This window comes from Amedibacillus sp. YH-ame6 (assembly GCF_053848845.1).
This window is the reverse complement of the sequence record NZ_JBSPEZ010000001.1, coordinates 133974-151662: the sequence shown is the minus strand read 5'-3', so window position 1 is coordinate 151662 and position 17689 is coordinate 133974. Positions and strand designations below refer to the sequence as shown.

At 34.4% G+C, this 17689-nt stretch carries 19 protein-coding genes and 1 riboswitch; of the genes, 12 read left to right on the top strand and 7 right to left on the bottom strand.

The features are described from left to right. Positions 1-8 precede the first annotated feature (8 nt). From ACWG0P_RS00805 to ACWG0P_RS00795, 3 genes are read right to left on the bottom strand one after another with little or no spacing between them, the layout of a single operon-like run. Positions 9-926 (bottom strand): ABC transporter permease, encoded by a 918-nt coding sequence (locus ACWG0P_RS00805; RefSeq protein ID WP_455793152.1) that lies wholly within the window; start codon positions 924-926, stop codon positions 9-11. Positions 927-938: 12 nt separating this feature from the next. Continuing rightward, the gene (locus tag ACWG0P_RS00800) at positions 939-1925 is read right to left on the bottom strand and encodes an ABC transporter substrate binding protein (RefSeq protein WP_455800053.1); all 987 of its coding nucleotides are present in this window, start codon (positions 1923-1925) and stop codon (positions 939-941) included. Between the two features lie 15 nt (positions 1926-1940). Beyond that, a complete protein-coding gene (locus ACWG0P_RS00795; protein WP_455800052.1) occupies positions 1941-2921 on the bottom strand; it encodes an ABC transporter substrate-binding protein in 981 nt (326 codons plus the stop codon). 223 nt (positions 2922-3144) lie between these two features. Continuing rightward, positions 3145-3307, top strand: a riboswitch (cobalamin riboswitch). A gap of 90 nt (positions 3308-3397) precedes the next feature. Here ACWG0P_RS00795 and ACWG0P_RS00790 point away from each other — a divergent pair. The 7 genes from ACWG0P_RS00790 (at position 3398) to ACWG0P_RS00760 (ending at position 6974) form a co-directional block, all read left to right on the top strand. Continuing rightward, positions 3398-3907 carry a cob(I)yrinic acid a,c-diamide adenosyltransferase gene (locus tag ACWG0P_RS00790; protein WP_455800051.1) on the top strand — a complete coding sequence of 170 codons (510 nt, stop codon included), beginning with the start codon at positions 3398-3400 and terminating at the stop codon, positions 3905-3907. Between the two features lie 17 nt (positions 3908-3924). Further along, a complete protein-coding gene (locus tag ACWG0P_RS00785) occupies positions 3925-4419 on the top strand; it encodes an ATP:cob(I)alamin adenosyltransferase (protein WP_455800050.1) in 495 nt (164 codons plus the stop codon). Next, positions 4370-4921 carry a cytochrome B gene (locus ACWG0P_RS00780; protein WP_455800049.1) on the top strand — a complete coding sequence of 184 codons (552 nt, stop codon included), beginning with the start codon at positions 4370-4372 and terminating at the stop codon, positions 4919-4921. Before ACWG0P_RS00785 ends, ACWG0P_RS00780 begins: the two co-directional genes overlap by 50 nt. Further along, entirely contained in the window at positions 4905-5330 is a 426-nt protein-coding gene (locus ACWG0P_RS00775) for a hypothetical protein (protein WP_455800048.1), read from the top strand. Before ACWG0P_RS00780 ends, ACWG0P_RS00775 begins: the two co-directional genes overlap by 17 nt. Positions 5331-5899: 569 nt before the next feature. Further along, the gene (locus ACWG0P_RS00770) at positions 5900-6112 is read left to right on the top strand and encodes a hypothetical protein (RefSeq protein ID WP_455800047.1); all 213 of its coding nucleotides are present in this window, start codon (positions 5900-5902) and stop codon (positions 6110-6112) included. 39 nt (positions 6113-6151) lie between these two features. Further along, complete coding sequence (locus ACWG0P_RS00765; RefSeq protein WP_455800046.1) at positions 6152-6364, top strand: hypothetical protein; 213 nt, start codon at positions 6152-6154, stop codon at positions 6362-6364. Positions 6365-6500: 136 nt separating this feature from the next. Beyond that, the gene (locus ACWG0P_RS00760; protein ID WP_455800045.1) at positions 6501-6974 is read left to right on the top strand and encodes a YbaK/EbsC family protein; all 474 of its coding nucleotides are present in this window, start codon (positions 6501-6503) and stop codon (positions 6972-6974) included. 33 nt (positions 6975-7007) lie between these two features. On the opposite strand, the gene ACWG0P_RS00755 is transcribed toward ACWG0P_RS00760, so the two are convergent. Together ACWG0P_RS00755 and ACWG0P_RS00750 are read right to left on the bottom strand one after the other, a co-directional pair. Next, on the bottom strand, positions 7008-8225 hold the full coding sequence (locus ACWG0P_RS00755) for a VanZ family protein (RefSeq protein WP_455800044.1): 1218 nt from the start codon (positions 8223-8225) through the stop codon (positions 7008-7010). 67 nt (positions 8226-8292) lie between these two features. After that, on the bottom strand, positions 8293-8895 hold the full coding sequence (locus tag ACWG0P_RS00750) for a hypothetical protein (protein WP_455800043.1): 603 nt from the start codon (positions 8893-8895) through the stop codon (positions 8293-8295). A 182-nt stretch (positions 8896-9077) separates the two neighbouring features. Here ACWG0P_RS00750 and ACWG0P_RS00745 point away from each other — a divergent pair, with 182 nt between their 5' ends. After that, a complete protein-coding gene (locus tag ACWG0P_RS00745; protein ID WP_455800042.1) occupies positions 9078-10100 on the top strand; it encodes a GTP-binding protein in 1023 nt (340 codons plus the stop codon). A gap of 1 nt (position 10101) precedes the next feature. Continuing rightward, positions 10102-11046, top strand: coding sequence for a TIGR03943 family putative permease subunit (locus ACWG0P_RS00740; RefSeq protein WP_455800041.1), 945 nt, complete (start codon positions 10102-10104; stop codon positions 11044-11046). Positions 11047-11199: 153 nt separating this feature from the next. Here the strand turns inward: ACWG0P_RS00740 and ACWG0P_RS00735 are convergent, their stop codons facing one another. Both ACWG0P_RS00735 and ACWG0P_RS00730 read right to left on the bottom strand, forming a co-directional pair. Continuing rightward, entirely contained in the window at positions 11200-12192 is a 993-nt protein-coding gene (locus ACWG0P_RS00735; RefSeq protein ID WP_455800040.1) for a transposase, read from the bottom strand. After that, the gene (locus tag ACWG0P_RS00730; RefSeq protein WP_455800039.1) at positions 12156-12779 is read right to left on the bottom strand and encodes a transposase; all 624 of its coding nucleotides are present in this window, start codon (positions 12777-12779) and stop codon (positions 12156-12158) included. The genes ACWG0P_RS00735 and ACWG0P_RS00730 overlap by 37 nt, the downstream gene beginning before the upstream one ends. Positions 12780-13003: 224 nt before the next feature. Here ACWG0P_RS00730 and ACWG0P_RS00725 point away from each other — a divergent pair, with 224 nt between their 5' ends. From ACWG0P_RS00725 to ACWG0P_RS00715, 3 genes are all read left to right on the top strand, one after another. After that, positions 13004-15289 carry a bifunctional diguanylate cyclase/phosphodiesterase gene (locus ACWG0P_RS00725; RefSeq protein ID WP_455800038.1) on the top strand — a complete coding sequence of 762 codons (2286 nt, stop codon included), beginning with the start codon at positions 13004-13006 and terminating at the stop codon, positions 15287-15289. After that, positions 15290-17188, top strand: a complete 1899-nt coding sequence (locus ACWG0P_RS00720; protein WP_455800037.1) for a 5'-nucleotidase C-terminal domain-containing protein — start codon at positions 15290-15292, stop codon at positions 17186-17188. A 154-nt stretch (positions 17189-17342) separates the two neighbouring features. Beyond that, positions 17343-17564, top strand: coding sequence for a hypothetical protein (locus ACWG0P_RS00715; RefSeq protein ID WP_455800036.1), 222 nt, complete (start codon positions 17343-17345; stop codon positions 17562-17564). The last annotated feature ends 125 nt before the right edge of the window (positions 17565-17689 follow it).

Genomic DNA, 17689 nt, shown 5'->3' with positions numbered 1-17689 from the left:
CATCCACCTCAATTCCTTGCGTCGCGATGGAAGAATTTTCCCATTACGCCATTTCCCAAAATCAATACAGCAATGAAGATAAGAGCCATCATTAGACGTAAATACGTTGGGGGAAGGCCAAATTTCAAAGATACTGCGATTGCTAAACGATAGGTGATAGCACCTAGAATAACACTGAATGTAAAGGAAACAAATTTGAAACGTTTGAATAAAGTAACACCCATAATTACAGAAGCAAGACCAAGAACAATCATACCTGCACCCATTTGAGCATCAAATGAACGAAGCAACTGGGCAACTACAGCACCAGATAGCGCTGCGTATCCATTAGAAATAGCTAAACCATTCATTTTGATCCAACCAATATCTTTTCCAAGAGTTGCGATAAGTTGTGGGTTGTCTCCAGTAATACGCATTAAGAAACCATATTTTGTGGATAAAAACCAGTCTAACATAAATTTCATTGCTAATGCTAATACTGATAAGATGAGTACTGGCCAAAAGCGAATAAAGGTTTCTGCAGCACCTTCACTTAGTCCAAGGGTAGATGCAATTCCATCTCCATAAGTAAACATCGTATCATAAGTAAATAAATTAATCTGAGATACATTTCCAGCAACAATTAAGTTGATAGAATATAAAGCAGTCATAACTAGAATTCCACTCAATAGGGAAGATATTTTAAACTTCACATGTAAGAATCCTGTTGCATATCCGGCGATGATACCCGCAATAAACGCAATAATTAAAGAAACAAATGGGTTCCACCCATTGGTAATACAAATGGCACCAGCTGCGGCACCAAGAGGGAAGCTTCCCTCAACGGTCAAGTCTGCATAATCTAAGACTTGATACGTCAATAGAACTCCGATGGCTAAGATACCATACGCAAGTCCTTGTACGAGTACATCTAACATAAAATCCATTTCTTCACCTACTTATTTGTCTGTATACGTTGCACGTTTCGCAAGTTCCTCTGGTATTGTTATACCTAATTTCTTTGCGACTTCTTTGTTGATATAAAGCGCTGTATCTTTTGCAGTTTGTACTGGCATATCTTTTGGCTTTTTACCATTTACTAAAATATCATATGCCATTGCCCCTGCTTGTTCACCAAGTTTTGTGTAGCTAATAGAGTCACTTGCAAGCAATCCTGATTCCATTTGTCCATCTTCTGCAGCAAATACTGGTTTGTTTTTAGCGTTTGCTTTATCCGTGATGGATGGCGTTGCGGCAACAACTGAATTATCTGTGATATTGTAGATACAATCTACGCTATCTGCTAACTGTTGTGCAGCAGTTGCGATTTCAGATGTTTGTGAGATTCCTTTTTCTTCTACTGTAAATCCATACTTAGGAGCAAGTTCTTTTACTTGTTCTACTTGAATTTTACCATTTGGCTCACCGATATTATAAATCATACCGATTGTTTTTGCATCTGGTAAAAAATCCCGAATCAATTGGATCTGTTTTTCAAGAGGTGCTGCATCAGAAACTCCAGTGATATTTGCTCCTGGTTTTTCCATGCTTTTTACTAATTGTGCATCTACAGGATCAGTCACTGCGTTGAATAATACAGGAGTATCTTTTCCCATAGTAGAGTTTACGGCTGCTGTAGCACTAGGTGTCGCAACTGCATAAATTAAATCTACTTTATCTGATACAAACTGTTGCGTAATCAAATCGTTGGTACCTTTATCTCCTTGTGCATTCTTTTCGATAAATTTTACTTCGATTCCTTTTTCATTCAAGTAATCTTTGAAGCCTTTAACAGCCGCATCCAAAGAACCATGTGTCATATGTTGGACAATACCGATTGTGTAGGTTTTATCTTTTGAATCACTATTTGTTTCTTTATCCGTAGAACTACCACATCCAGTCAAAAGCAGACATACTGCAATTGTAGAAATTAACTTTTTATACATAGTATCCCTCCTTCTTTACTCTTCCATATAGGTTGCGCGTTTTGCTAAATCTTCAGGAATTGTAATCCCTAAAGATTCCATAACTTTTTTGTTGATTATCAAACTTGTACTTTGTGCAGTTTGTACAGCCATTGATTCTGTCTTTTCCCCTTTGACAAGAATGTTGTATGTCATTTCTGCAGCTTGTTCTCCTAATTTCTTATAAGAGATAGAATCACTTGCCATGATACCACTTCCTACCATTTGCCCTTCTTCTGCAGCAAATACAGGAATCTTCTGAGCAGTTGCTTTATCCGCAATCGCAGCAGAGTTAGAAGCAATCATGTTATCTGTAATGTTATAGATACAATCACTTGATTCAGCTAGTTGTTGTGCAGCACTTGCTATTTCAGAACCTTGTGAGATACCTTTTACTTGAATTGTAAAGTTATATTTAGAAGCAAGCTTTTCAACTTGTTCAACTTGCAATTTCCCGTTTGGTTCTCCGATGTTGTACATCATACCGATAGTTTTCGCATTTGGTAAAACTTCACGAATCAATTTCAACTGTTGTTCAAGTGGAGCTGCATCTGATACACCAGTAATATTTCCACCAGGTTTATCGTTGCTCTTAACCAATTTTGCGTCTTCTGCATCTGTTACAGCGTTGAAGATAATCGGTGTATCTTTTCCATTTGTAGCATTCAATGCAGCCGTAGCACTTGGTGTAGCAACCGCATAAATCAAATCCACCCCATCAGATACAAACTGCTTCGCAATTAAATCATTGGTACCCTTATCACCCTGTGCATTCTTTTCTACAAACTTCACTTTAATATCCTTTTTCTCTAAAGCTTCTTTGAACCCTTTCACTGCATCATCAAGTGCAGGGTGTGTGTTGTGTTGAACGATACCAATCGTAAAAGTTTTATCTTTATCTACTGGTTCGCTACTTTTATCAGATCCACATCCCGCTAATGCAAGACAAAAGACCAATCCTCCTAATACTTTTTTCATAATTTCCCTCTTTTCTATATAATTATCTATGTTAAGATGATACCGTTTTTTGATAATAAAATCAATGTTTTCATGAAAGTTTTTGAAATAGATAAGTGTTTTTTACAATTTTCATCAAAATGTAAGAATTTTATTGATTTTCAAAGGAAAATCCACTCTTTTGATAGTTAAAATTTCTTATTCCACAGACAGACAAAAGAAGTTATGCTATAATGTCAACGTATAAAAAAAGAATCGTAATGGTAGATATTGGAATCAGGTGAAAAACCTGAGCGGTCCCGCCGCCGTAAAATGGAGTTCTGCAGATAAAACCACTGGGTAAATCCTGGGAAGGTTGCAGTTACAATGAAGTTGAGCCGGAATACAGCTATGATTACATAACAAGCACTTTACGGAGTATAAAGATGTGATAACTGAGCTATCAGTCCTTTTTATGCTGTATTGGAAAAGGACTTTTTTTATACAAGGAGGGTCTTATGCTACATATCATTCATGGTAATGGAAAAGGAAAGACAACATCTGCTTTTGGTATGGCACTACGAATGGCAGGACATGACAAGAAAGTATTGATTTTACAATTCCTTAAAAATGGAGATAGCGGGGAAATGAAGGCAATGGATAGCTTTGTAAATGTGACGACACATGCTGTTAAATTACCTCAAAAGTTTTATTTTCAAATGGACCAGGAAGAGAAATCTGCATGTGAAAGAGCACAGTGGTTACTATTTCAAATTGCAGAAAGTCAAAGTTCACAATACGATTGTGTAATCCTTGATGAAATTTTGGATGTGTTGAATTTACAGATCATCGATGAGGAAAATTTTTTGAAATATGTTTCTAGAGCGAAACGACAATGTGAGATCGTTCTAACGGGAAGAAATCCTTCTGCGAAATTAAAAGAATGTGCAGATTATGAAACCGAGGTTGTTATGAAACAACACCCCTATGAAAAAGGCTTGCAAGCGCGTAAGGGTGTTGAGTATTAAGAAAGGTGGTGAAAAGGATGTCAATGGAATTTTGTGCATATAGTTTTTTGAAAGAAGAAGATCATCGTTGCGATTATGAAATTGCGAGTGATCAGCTTGCTAGTTCCTTATCAATTGCGCGTCATTATGTAAAACATATTACGCAAAGCGATATGGTTCAATTGATTGAGCTTGTATATCATGCCAATGGATCAATTCGTGGCAAATGTGTAATCCAGCAATTGGAAGTACAACAACTAAAAGAAATATATGAACGTTATTATGTAGAAATGAAACATTTCGTTTTACCTGATGGCTGTATAGGCGCTAGTTATTTACATAAAATTAGAGCTGATGTAAAAGCTGTGATTCGTATCATGCATCAGATTGAACGTGAGGGTTTTTCGATTGAATCAACGTTGTTTGATTTTATGAACTTATTATCAAATACATGTTTTATGATGTGTTTATATGAGAATAAGTATGAACTACATATGGAAAGAGAATTTGTCAGCCGCAGTTATGAAAGTTAGAGAGCTATGTTTCATCGCAGTTATTGGCGCATTGGAATTCGTTATGTTCACATCTTTTTCGTTTGTATTATATCTAGAATGTATTACATTGACCGTTCTTTTATTCTCTATGGTATTTCAGACAAGAGTTGCTGTTCTAGGCGCAATTGTCTTTGGAATTATCAATTTTAGTATGCAAGGTGTCACACCTTGGTCTATCATGTATGTGTTGATATATCCTACTTATAGTTTACTTATTGGATGTTTGAAACCTTATCTGCGAACTCATTTTATAGTCATTGTAGTAGTATGTGCCTTTTTATCATTTCTAACAGGTCAACTTGTGCAGTTGCCATTTATGCTAGTGTCTGATAAAATTACAATGCTATATATCCTAGCCGGATTAAAGACTTCTCTTATTCAAGGGATTGTATCCGGCATTACCTGTTTTATATGTTATAAGCCTATCTATGTAGTATTGAAAAAAATCGAAGGGAGATTACATTATGAAAAAAATTATTAGTGCACTATTATTAGTATCTGTATTGGTTTTAGGAGGTTGCTCAGCAGGCGACAAAAAAGAAGAAACAAAGAGCCAAGAAATTACATTAAATATTACAGTGAAAGATGCTGTAAATAACAAAGAGCTATTTAAAGGTGATGTTACAGTAAATGGGAAAGTGAAGACTCTTGCGGACTTCCTTGAAAAAGCAAAAGATTTAGAAGTAGAGATGGAAGACGGTCAATTTGGAAAAGTCATCCTTGGGGTAAAAGGTGTTAGAACAGATGATTTTGATAAAGGCCCATGGTGGTTATATGAATCTAGCAATAACGAAGCTTGCGTAGCAAATGGAAGTTGTAATGCTGCAGATGATTTAGATATTAAGGATGGAGATAAATTCGTCTTTACTTATACACACGCATTTGGATAAGGACAACTCATCTAAGTTGAATTTGGACTGTTGATATTACATTGACAGTCTTTTCTTATACCCTTATCTGAAATAAATAAAATAAAATTTGTAATAGGAATTGTAAGTACAATAGAAGCTTATGATCCTTGACCTTTTTCCAAACTTGATAAGTAAGAAATTATATTTTTTATGTAGGTATTACAAGAGTGCTCTATAGTAAACCGTACTGACGTTGTTCTTTTTTAAACGCTTTTTATAAAAAAAGTTAGGAATAAATTGTATGAGAAAGATTATCGAAGAAACATAAGTAGTGCTAAGTAAATAAAGTTATAAAGATATCCTCAGAAGACTATATGAAGGATTGGGTTGTAATTGGAGATAATCAATCTTCGTTTTATAAGCTCTCTAGAAAAGATTAGATTGTAAAGACAAAATATCGTGCTATGATTACATTAGATACAGCACGAAGGGAAGAGGTGTTAAGGGTGAAAAGACATTATGAAGCAACCTTATTTGATATAATCAAATTAGATACCCCCCCTTTTTGTTTATATAATTCATATTGATAAGAACAGGAGGATGAATTGATGAAAAAATTAATTTCTTATATGATGAGTGTTGTTTTGTTGGATTCTATGACAACTGTAATATCAGCTAAAGGCAAAGAAATTACTCCAAATCACGGATGGGCATACGTGTATTCATGGGGAGATTTTAATATGACGGTTGGGCAAACCCAATTTTATATTCTTAAGAGAGGATCTTCAATTTGGTCTGGAGATTTTGTAGTATTGATATAGTATATGATAATATTCAATAAAAAAGAGCTTTGTTTAACAATGTCCTTAAGAGCTCAGTCAGAAATAAGAGATATACTTAGTGGAAATGGTATTGCATATGATGTAACCACCATTGATCGTGCTCCTTTAGGTGGAGGAAATGGGCCGGTTAGAGAAGGCTATAAATCATCCACTATATACAAATTCAAAGTTAAAAAAACAGACTACGATAAAGCAAAGTATTTAATATCTAATGTTAACATGAATGATTAGCAACGTTTAATCGAAAAAGACAACTATTGGCACAAAGGCATTAACCTAAGAAAATAGGTTGGTGCCTTTGTATCTCGAGCTTTACAAACAAGGTAGTAAAATTGTACAATGAATTACAAAGTTTGGAGGTATCGTAATGGCGATTGAAATTGTAAGAGAATATTTAAAAGCTTATGGACGAGACAAGGATATTATAGAATTGGATACTTCTAGTGCAACGGTAGAATTGGCAGCACAGGCATTATCTACACAACCAGAGCGTATCGCAAAATCACTCTCCTTCCTTGTGGAAGATCATGCAGTTATTATCGTGTGTGCAGGAGATTGTAAAATTGATAATCATGCTTTTAAAGAGTATTTCAAAGTAAAGGCAAAAATGTTGAAACCAGAAGAAGTTGAACGATATACCAATCATACCATTGGTGGTGTATGTCCCTTTGCGATACCAAAAGAAACAAAGGTGTATTTGGATGTGTCTATGAAACGTTTTGATTATATTTATCCTGCATGTGGAAGTAGTAATTCTGCCATACGCTGTACAATGGAGGATTTAGAAACCCTTATAGAAGGTGCCGTTTGGGTGGATGTATGTAAGGGATGGAAAGAATAAGTGTGTTCTAAAAATTTCATAAAAAAAACAAACTCAAGTATTTGAGTTTGTTTTTTCTATACAATCATTATGCACATCTTCTATTTCAACGTTATCGTCTGTTTCCTCATAAGGAATTGTAGAAATATTATGAAGTTTCCAATGCTTGTCATACCATGCATAATGTTCTTTCACAAATAACGATCGAACACATTGAACTAGAGAAACAATATAGAATACAATCATAAGTGCGATAAGAAGTATAGAAATAGAGAAACTAGATGTTGTTATATCAAAATAATCAAGGAGATTTAAGAAAATTATATAAGGCATTGGTAGGATGCATAAATACAAAACTACATAATGTATGATATGTTGATACCATTTTAGTAGTGTAGATTCTCCACTCACCAAACGTATCTTTACAAGTGCTTTTCCAAGTGTCTTTCCCTTAAAAATGATAGAGAATATGATGATAAATAAGACTGTGAACGTTGCGTATATGTATAAGATGTTTGTACTTATAGAAGAGGCATCTATGAAGTTCATAATATATCCTATGAATAATGTAATTGCGCTTGCTAGAGCCACAATTATGAAATCAATAAAGAATGCACATATTCTTCTTAAGGAGGATACCTGTCTTCCCTTTAACATGCTTGTTTCATCTAATGTGGAACGACTTGGTAAAAACCAAGAGATAAGTGGTGTTAACATATAGCCCAAACCACCACCTAACGTATTATTAATAAGGTCATCTACATCGAAGAGACGATATGGTCTAGGATAAATACCAAACAAAGCACTTAGTTGTATACATTCAAAGGATAATGATAAAAGGAAAGAAAACAATAGAGTTTTTTTCCAAGTACAAGCAAAGTAATATCGTAAATACATACCGAAAGGCACAGTTAATAAAATATTGAATAAGATAAGGAACAAACTTGGTTCATTGAGTGCTTTTAGATAGGTAGAAGAATCTTGTAATACCAAAGAGGAAGACATACTAAATTCACGTATGCATTCGAAAGGAATGAGTTGGGTAGTAGGCGATGTGTATTGTGCAACTTCTTCAATCGGTGGAAGTGGTAATATAACTAAGAAATAAGCAACCAACAAATAAAAGACAAAAGAGTATACAATCGCTACTCGCAAAGGCAAAATAGAACCATATTTGCGATACTGTACAAGGATGTAGGGAATCGTCATTATAGCGGCTATTATTGGGAATGTAAGTATTGCGGTTTCTATTGGTATAAGATATGTAGACATAACATCACTTCCTTTTGTGGGACTATTATAGCATGTTCATAGAAAAATAAAAAAGTGCAAACGCACTTTAGATACAATATTCAACATCAACATCGTTTGAAACTATAGATTCTTTTTCTTTTGTGACAACGGTAGATGGACTTGTTCTTTTCGGCATACGATCATAAATATCATGATATTGACTCATTGATAATAAGTATTTCCCACGAGGTTTCGCTTTTCCATCATATCCTATTTTATTTGTTAAATAACTTTCATCGTCTTGTATCTCATCTTTTCCATCAACTTTGTGGAACAAGCTTGCTGCTTTTCCATCCAAATAAATGATTGCGCCCGTAAATTGATAAGAGATTTCCACCTTATTATCACAATATTCAGATAACTCCGCAAATAAAGCATGAAGTGTATCTAACATCATACGGGTGTTTACGTTTGATTTGAAAATTACAAAGCTTTCGATCCTTGAAATCACTTTTGTTGCTTGCGCAGTTACATTGTTCGTTTCAATAGAAGAATACATTTGTTCACGCACATAATCAAGGTAAGCTTGTACAAAAGCGGGGTCATCATCAACACCGTAGTTTTGTAGTTCAATATGTAATAATTGTATTTTCGAACAATGTTTATATAAATTAGGAAGACTGTTTACACGAAGTATAGAATGTTTCATATTCATCACCTTTTCTATCGTAAGATTACGTAAATAAGTATAGCATGTTCCTTTGTTTCTGAAAATGATTTGCGACTCAATTTCAAAATTTCGTTTGATTTGAAAGAAGACTAGGTTTAGTGTTATACTATGAAATGTTGGGAATTATATAGATAGTAAATTGTGAAAGAAGGCTAATAAAAATGACAAAGATTGATATTATTTCAGGATTTTTAGGCGCTGGTAAAACAACGCTAATTAAGAAGCTTATAGGAGATGTATTACATAAAGAAAAAATCGTTCTTATTGAAAATGAGTTCGGAGAAATCGGAATTGATGGTGGATTTTTAGAAGATGCGGGAATCGAAGTGCGTGAAATGAACTCAGGGTGCATATGTTGTTCGCTCGTAGGGGATTTTTCACAGGCACTTAAGAAAGTGCTAGAAGAGTATCAACCTGAGCGTATTATCATCGAACCATCTGGTGTTGGTAAACTATCCGATGTGATTCGTGCAGTTCAGGATGTTCAAGAAGAAGTGGATATTACATTAAATAGTTATACAACCGTTGTAGATGCACAAAAATGCCATATGTATATGAAGAATTTTAAGGAATTCTTTAACAATCAAATTGAATTTGCGACGACGATTATATTAAGCCGTACACAGAATTTAAAAGAAGAAAAACTTGAAGCAGTTGTACATGAAATAAAACATCATAATGAAGATGCAAGCATCATTACTACACCTTGGGATAAGTTACATGGGAATGATATTTTAGAAGCTATGGAACATGCACATGCATTGGAAAAAACATTGTTAGAAGAGGAAGTATGCCCAGAGTGTGGACATCATCATAACGAACACCATCATGAGCATCATCATGAACACGGTGAGGAATGTTGTTGTGGACATGATCATCATGAGCACCATGAACATCATCACGCAGAGGATGTGTTCACAAGCTGGGGTAGTGAGACTCCAAGAAAATATACAAGAGAAGAATTGGAACATATTTTAAAAGAGTTGTCTCATGGAACTACTTATGGAACAATTTTACGTACAAAAGGAATGCTAGAAAGTGATACTCAAGAATGGATGTATTTTGATTTAGTACCAGAAGAATATGAAATACGCAGTGGAAATCCGACGTATACTGGAAGGTTTTGTGTCATTGGTGCACAATTAGATATCGATGCATTAAAGGCATTGTTTAAGGTGGCGTAATATGACAATCCCTGTTTATTTATTTACTGGATTTTTAGAAAGTGGGAAATCCACACTTATTAAAGACACATTACAAGACCCTGGATTTGGAATGGATGAAAAAACTTTGTTATTGGTTTGTGAAGAAGGCGAAGTTGAATACGACGATGCATTTCTTAAGGTAACGAATACAACCTTGATTTATGTGAGTCAAGAAGAAGACTTAACTTATGAATTTTTAAAGAATCTCGATGCAGTTATAGAACCAGATCGAGTACTGATAGAGTTTAACGGAACATGGAATTTATCTACGTTTATGCAAGTGGAGTATCCATTTGATTGGCTCTTAGTGCAGATTGTATCCACTGTGGATGCGTCTTCCTTTGAAATGTATATTAACAATATGCGATCTATGATTTATGATCAACTCCTTCATTCTGAGACTATCATTTTTAATCGATGTGATGAGGATACAAAGAAATTGTATCTTCGCAATAATATCAAAGCGATCAATAAAGGGGCGCAGTTGATTTATGAAACGAAAGAAGGAAACATTGTAGAACTTGGCGAAGAAGATATGCCGTTTGATCTACACAAGGATGTCATTGAAATTGCGGATGATGACTATGGTTTATGGTATATGGACGCTTTAGAACATCCTCGTAAATATGAGGGGAAGAGTGTTCGAGTAAAAGCCAAAGTTATTTCTACGAAAGTGGAAGGCATGCGTAATGTATTTGTGTTTGGACGTTATGCGATGGTTTGTTGTGCAGATGATACCTCACTTATTGGCTTGCTGTGCCATTACAAAAATGCAAACAAGATGAAAAAGGATCAGTGGGTTGAAGTAGAAGCACAAATAGAAGTGGAATACGATGAAAGCTATCATGGAGAAGTTCCGATTCTATATGTAAAGGCAATGGAAGTTGTAGAAGCTCTAAAAGAAGAATTCGTATATTTTACCTAAAGGAGGCTGTAACGAAATAGACACATTTGGAAATTCAGATGATGTCTAGGAGGTTACGACCTCTTTTTTTCATGTATATGAATCATATGGGTTAAAATCAGCTCATTGAGCTTAAAAAAGGGTATAAGAAAAATACTTCTATTGTGGAAAACTTTAAGACTGTAGTTTTTGACGATTCTTTTTATTGTGATATTTCATAAGATTGAACCCTATACACACCAATTGAAACTCCATTTCTACATTTTTGATGTTTCTTCTATGAAATCGGTCATATTGATTATTCTCTTTTATGACTCCAAATGCTCCTTCTGTTTGAATCGATCTCTGTACTCGATATTGTATTCCTTGTTCACTATCAAGGTTTTCTTTTGCTGTCTTTTCAAATTCTTCTAGGATTGGATTAACCGTGATACTTCGATCTCCTTTTGACTTTGTACATTCATTCTTTCGTTCGCATTCACTACATTTCCTACAACTATGTTTTTGGTTAATTCGCGGATACTTAGAGCGTTTATCCTCATGTTCTCCTTCGTATGTGAATACATGACCTGCTGGACATATTCTTTGACCATATTCGTTTTGTTCCCAATTTGCTTTGAGGTATTTTCTCTTTTGATACTTTGTTTCTTTTTCTTTACTGTACATTGTATATTTGATATACGCTTCTATATTATGTTCTAGACAATAAAAATAATTATCATAACTTCCATATCCTGCATCTGCCACAACCGTTTTTGGATATGATGCATACAATGCTCGATATCGTTCTAAAAACTTCATGAGCGTTTTCTGGTCTGCTCGATCCTGAAACACACATGCATAACTTATGTATTCATCACTTACAGAAATCTGTGCATTGTATCCTGCTTTAAAGATTCCTGTTTTCATGTAATAATCTTCTTTCATATGCATCATCGTCGCATCATGGTCTGTTTTTGAACAGCTATTTCTATCAGGTCCACATAGATTGATTCGTTCCATACAGTTTTCAAGAATACCTTTATATTTAATCAAATCATCATAAAGCCTTTGTAATGGTGTTTTATGCTTACCTTTTCCATAAACAAATTGTATTCCTTGTTTGTCAATTACCTTTGTGAGCTTGTCAATCAAAGACTGTATTTCTTCTGGTGTCCATTCACACATGCTAGCACATTCAATATATCAGAAAGCTTTGACATCATAAAATTTAATCTCATAAACGTTTTGTCTCTAGTCTTTATTGCGGTCTTCTTCCATATGAATGTAAACTTATTTGCGTTTGCTTCTATTTTTGTTCCATCGATATACATGACTTCAGTGTCTACTATATCCAGTGAACAGATGGAAGTAAAAATATCTTTAAATATGTTTTCAACTGAATCTTTCATATAGTGATTAATGAAACGTTGAATGGCCATATGAGAAGGTTGTTCTTCATTCATGAGATACATGAAGCGAATATCTGTTTTACATGCATGCTCAATCTTTCTTAAACTATAAATTTTATTCATAAACGCAAACAGAACGATTTTAATCATCTTAAAGGGATTGTATTCTTCACGACCTTTTCGTATCGGGTGTGACAGGTATTTATTCCAATTGACTCCTTCCATCACTTTAAGAAAACTGAACACTGGATCTGAAGAATTTAACTTTTTTCCTAAATCTAGTGGTAAAATCATCTGTTGTGTAGTATAATCCATATTGCTTAGGTATGGATAATTTAACTCTAACACATTGTTGTTTTCCATAGTTAAATTATACCAAAAAAATACGTCGTGCTCTTATGAGTTTGACGTATTTTTTATGTTATGGCTGTTTCTTATTCGTTACAGCCTCTTTTTTCTTTCTTTGTTAAATGAAACGAATTTGAGACAATTTTCATTGAAATTGGTTGTTAGTTTTGTAAAAAAAGTAGAAATTGCCGAATAATATGGTATGATATTGTTGTAGAAAAAGTTACTCGGAGGTCATTATGACATTTCTAAAGAAAGCGTACGATGATAAACGGACGTTTCAAAAAGTCGTCATAGTCTTAATTGTGATCTGCACAATCGTGGGAATTGCCTGTATAAACTTTTATAATCAAGTGCGTCAAACGGTACAAGATGAGAGTGAACATTACTTAAGAGAGATCTCAAATCGTATCAGTAGTAATATTGAACGCACCATCGCGGATAATTTTGCGATTTTAGAAACGATGCGTAAAGTACTTGAAGATAATCAAGGCTATACGTTTGAACAGGTTAGCTCTTTCATGAAACAGCAAGAGGATCATTGGGACTTTTATAAGGCTATGATGATTGATGAGGGTGGCACAGCATACGATTTTGAGGGGAAAGAAGTTTCCATTACTGGAGATTCTTTTCTTCGTAAGTTAACTCCAAACAAAGCGATGATTGCGCCAACACAAATTATCAACAATGAGGAGACTTTGATTTTTGCGACTCCATTGAATGCGACTATTAATGGTAAGAAAATGAAGGCACTTGCTACTTGTTATAAACCAGAGAGTTTTGATCAGCTTTTATCCATGGCATCTTTCGATGAGCAAGCATATTCCTATATTGTAGATAAGAAGGGGAAAGCAATCACGCGATCTTCCTCTGCAATTGCAGGTAAGTTTGGATATAATATCATTCATACATTGGCAAATAATGAATCAAATGAGAAAGATGAAATCGAAGAGTTAAAAAAGGCAATGAAGAAAGAAAAAGCAGCGCAATTTGAGTTTGAGATTGCCGATTCAAATGAGTATTTGGTGTATACTCCAATAGAGTTAGATGGTTGGGAATTATTCACGTTTGTACCAGTTTCTGTTGTAAACACAAAATCAAATTTACTTCTTAGAAATACACTGTTGATAACAGGATTGATTTTCTTAGTATTTTTTATGTTTTTAATGATAATTATATTTAGTTTCTCACGCCATAAGAAAAAATTGGAACAGATAGCATACGTGGATACCTTAACCAAAGGAAATACGATTCAGCGATTCCATGATTTAGTAAAGGTTGAATTAAAAGAAGGTACAGGTCATTACGCTCTTATATTTACTAATATACAGAGGTTCAAAGTATTGAATGATCAATTTGGACGTGCAACTTGTGATCAAATTATTGTAAGCATTCATAATGGTATTTTTCAATCTCTTACAGAAGGAGAATATATTGGACATCAAGCCGCTGATAACTTCCATATCTTAGTGAAATTTACAGAGAAGGAAGAACTAGAAAAGCGTCTATATGATTGGCGTATAGATATGGGGAATGCAGCATTAGAGACATTGAACGCATTTCCACTCTTTGTTATGGAATATGGAATTTATGTAATTGAAGATAAGAATGTAGCTTTAGAAGATATGATGGATCGAACAAAATTATCATTACGTGATGCAACAATCGTGCATGGACAAAACGATTATATTCATTTTGCTTATTATGATGATGCTACGAGAGCCCAAATGTTATTAGAGAAGCATTTAGAAGATATGATGGATGTCGCATTAAAAGAAAATGAATTCAAAGTGTACCTACAACCTAAATATATGATTAGCAATGATGAAATCGGTGGTGCTGAAGCACTTGTTCGTTGGCAGAGTAAAGAAGATGGAATGATATATCCAAATGCATTTATTCCCCTATTTGAAAAAAATGGTTTTATTATTCGTTTAGATTTGTGGATGTTTGAACAAGTTTGTATGTTGCTACAGAAGTGGCAAGATTCTGAAAAAAAATTAGTAAAAGTATCAGTAAACTGCTCTCGTGCACATTTAAAGGATCCAAATTTCTTGAGAGCTTATGGAGAAATATTTGAAAAATACACATTTCCAAGTGAATATTTAGAATTAGAATTTACAGAGAATATGGTTTTCGAAGATACATTGTTCTTAGCCAAAGTCATTGATGATATACATACTATGGGGTTTGGATGTAGTATGGATGACTTTGGTAGTGGATATTCATCCTTAAATTTACTCCAAGATATTCATGTGGATACCTTAAAATTAGATCGCGTATTCTTTAAGAACGATTTTAAAAATGACCCACGTACCAAAGCAATTATTAGTTGTGTATTGGATATGGCACAATCATTGAAGATGACAACGGTGGCTGAGGGTATTGAGGAATGGGATCAAGTAGATTCATTACGTGCTATGGGTTGTGATTATGTACAGGGATTTGTATATGCAAAACCAATGCCAATTCGTGATTTTGAGGAAATTCTATTTTCAAAAGAAGATAAAACGGAGGATAAGTAAATGATAAAAAAAGACAAGAGAAAACGCATATTGATAATGTTTATGATTTCGACTTGTCTTTTTATCAGCAGTTGTACTACTGATAATCAAGAAGATACTACAAATGATGTGCTTACTCAAAAGAAGAGTGAAGATGGAAGAACGCGAATTACAGTGCTTACCAAATATGCATTTACTACCTATGATTTCGAAAAAGCGGTAGAGAAGGAGTTTCCTGATATTGATATTGTACTAGTAGGCGATTACACAGCAAATACAGCTTTAGGAAAAGAGTATGAAGCACGATTAGAACATGATGATTTGACAGATATCGTCATGACTTGGCCTTATGATGTAGGAAGTCAATATTGGAAAGATCGATTGATCGATATGTCGGGAATGCCGTTTACGAATAAATATAACGTTTCTATGCTTGATAGCATTGCAGATGAAAATGACAATTTATACTACTTACCAGGTCCAGCATCTATTCGAGGCATTGTATATAATAAGACAATGTTTGAAGAAAACGGTTGGGAAGTACCCAATAACTATACAGAATTTGTGGCCCTGTGTAAACAAATTGAGGCTACTGGAAATCGCGCATTTCAAATACCTCTAGGAAATGATGAAGTGCTGGATACAGCTTTTACTGGATTTAATTTTGGTACAAGCTATAGTAAACCAGAAGATGCCTCTTGGCTTGCGACGTATAATGAAGGAAATGGAAAGTTTCTTGATCATTTTGGTGAAGCTGTGGATACTTTTCAAGCTTTGATTAATGATGGGATTATCAAAGAAAGTGATCTTGAATTGCACTATAACGATACTCAAGGCAATCTATATACACGTGGGACTGTAATGACAGAGGATTCAGTGCAACTAATCAAAATTGCCAAGACACAAGGTGGAAGCAAGGATGAGTATGCTATCATGCCATTCTTTAATCGAGATCCAGAAAGCACATGGGCAAGACTGTATATGGTTTGTTATATTGGTATGAGCAAGCATCTACAAGATAAAGGCAATGAAGAACAGTATGATAAAGTAATGAAGGTTATGAATTACATCAGTACTCCAGATGGACAGGCAGCATTGGCTAGTGGAAATGGTACAATGTATTCTAGCTTGAAAGATGCGAAAATTTCTGAAGACAAGGAAATCGAAGATATGCGTACAACACTTGCACAAGGACGATATGGAATTTTCCCTACCTTGGAGAGAAGTGAATCCGCCTTACGTCGAGGTTTACAAGGTATGTTAAAAGGTACAACCACAAAAGAACAATTAGGAGAAATGGTGGATAAGGAGAATCAAATACCAACGCGAGAAGAAAAACTAGAAACTTATGGAAAAGCAAGCGAAGATTTCAGTTTGATGGACACAGGAAATTTTATAAGTGATGTAATTCGAACAACCAGTAAGAGTGATTTTGCATTGTTTATGGACAATGGAAAAGATGGCTTATATAGTGGAAAGGGTGTATCCGGTAAGTTCTATAAAGGTAGTATAACGGAAGTGGATATGCAAAGAGTTATGCCTGACTATAAGTTTGGTGAAAAGGGAGAACTTTGGAAGATCACAATGACTGGTGAAAATTTAATGAAGACATTGGAATATTCTATGTCAATTAACAATATAACTGGTTGGTTCTACTATTTCTCTGGACTAAAGGTAACGTTTGATCCTACGGCGGATCCTGGTTCCAGAATCAAAAGCATCAAAACTAGTGATGGTGAGAAAATCATAAAGGATAAGGAATATAGTATTGCAGTTATGGAAGAAAGTGTACCAAATGAATATATTATATCTTGTGAGAAGACAGGAGTCCTAATAAAAGATTTGCTAATACAAGAAATTCAAGAAAAGAAAACGATTAGTCCATCAAATGATGGTAGATTCACCATAAAAGAAGAATAATATGCGAAAAGGGATCACAGTGAAGTGATCTCTTTTCTTTACTATCCTTTATGTTTACTTTTACATATTTACTATAAAGTTTGTTGGTTTTTAAGGGATTTTAAAATTCATCTCATATATGTAAAGTGTAAGAACAAAAAAGGAAATGATATATATGGCTACAAAAGATGTAACAAAAGTAAGCTATAAAAATGATGTGCTCTTCAAATTCGCCCTATCTTCACAAGATAAAGATTCCAAAATGATTCGCCACTTTATGATTAAGGAGATTACAAGAATTGATCCAGTAGATAATATTGTGGTAAATCCTGAAATGAATCCAGAAGCACTTGCAGGTAAGAAAATCATATTGGATATGCACGCGAAAGATGGGTGACGGTTACGTTTTTATGATATGCAAGTTGAAGGATTACTCACAAATCTAACGAATCGATTTGAGTATTATGGCGCAAAGATTTAGAGAAACAACTTAAAGAAGGAGAGGAGAAAGGAAAAGCAGAA

What these genes read in the sequence shown, in the direction of transcription:
- ACWG0P_RS00760 (WP_455800045.1), top strand. Translation starts at nt 6,501, where the DNA reads ATGGCGATTGAAATTGTAAGAGAATATTTAAAAGCTTATGGACGAGAC.
- ACWG0P_RS00770 (WP_455800047.1), top strand. Translation starts at nt 5,900, where the DNA reads ATGAAAAAATTAATTTCTTATATGATGAGTGTTGTTTTGTTGGATTCT.
- ACWG0P_RS00715 (WP_455800036.1), top strand. Translation starts at nt 17,343, where the DNA reads ATGGCTACAAAAGATGTAACAAAAGTAAGCTATAAAAATGATGTGCTC.
- ACWG0P_RS00735 (WP_455800040.1), bottom strand. Translation starts at nt 12,192, where the DNA reads ATGTGTGAATGGACACCAGAAGAAATACAGTCTTTGATTGACAAGCTC.
- ACWG0P_RS00725 (WP_455800038.1), top strand. Translation starts at nt 13,004, where the DNA reads ATGACATTTCTAAAGAAAGCGTACGATGATAAACGGACGTTTCAAAAA.
- ACWG0P_RS00750 (WP_455800043.1), bottom strand. Translation starts at nt 8,895, where the DNA reads ATGAAACATTCTATACTTCGTGTAAACAGTCTTCCTAATTTATATAAA.
- ACWG0P_RS00775 (WP_455800048.1), top strand. Translation starts at nt 4,905, where the DNA reads ATGAAAAAAATTATTAGTGCACTATTATTAGTATCTGTATTGGTTTTA.
- ACWG0P_RS00720 (WP_455800037.1), top strand. Translation starts at nt 15,290, where the DNA reads ATGATAAAAAAAGACAAGAGAAAACGCATATTGATAATGTTTATGATT.
- ACWG0P_RS00790 (WP_455800051.1), top strand. Translation starts at nt 3,398, where the DNA reads ATGCTACATATCATTCATGGTAATGGAAAAGGAAAGACAACATCTGCT.
- ACWG0P_RS00745 (WP_455800042.1), top strand. Translation starts at nt 9,078, where the DNA reads ATGACAAAGATTGATATTATTTCAGGATTTTTAGGCGCTGGTAAAACA.
- ACWG0P_RS00800 (WP_455800053.1), bottom strand. Translation starts at nt 1,925, where the DNA reads ATGTATAAAAAGTTAATTTCTACAATTGCAGTATGTCTGCTTTTGACT.
- ACWG0P_RS00765 (WP_455800046.1), top strand. Translation starts at nt 6,152, where the DNA reads ATGTCCTTAAGAGCTCAGTCAGAAATAAGAGATATACTTAGTGGAAAT.
- ACWG0P_RS00755 (WP_455800044.1), bottom strand. Translation starts at nt 8,225, where the DNA reads ATGTCTACATATCTTATACCAATAGAAACCGCAATACTTACATTCCCA.
- ACWG0P_RS00805 (WP_455793152.1), bottom strand. Translation starts at nt 926, where the DNA reads ATGGATTTTATGTTAGATGTACTCGTACAAGGACTTGCGTATGGTATC.
- ACWG0P_RS00795 (WP_455800052.1), bottom strand. Translation starts at nt 2,921, where the DNA reads ATGAAAAAAGTATTAGGAGGATTGGTCTTTTGTCTTGCATTAGCGGGA.
- ACWG0P_RS00785 (WP_455800050.1), top strand. Translation starts at nt 3,925, where the DNA reads ATGTCAATGGAATTTTGTGCATATAGTTTTTTGAAAGAAGAAGATCAT.
- ACWG0P_RS00780 (WP_455800049.1), top strand. Translation starts at nt 4,370, where the DNA reads ATGAACTACATATGGAAAGAGAATTTGTCAGCCGCAGTTATGAAAGTT.
- ACWG0P_RS00740 (WP_455800041.1), top strand. Translation starts at nt 10,102, where the DNA reads ATGACAATCCCTGTTTATTTATTTACTGGATTTTTAGAAAGTGGGAAA.
- ACWG0P_RS00730 (WP_455800039.1), bottom strand. Translation starts at nt 12,779, where the DNA reads ATGGAAAACAACAATGTGTTAGAGTTAAATTATCCATACCTAAGCAAT.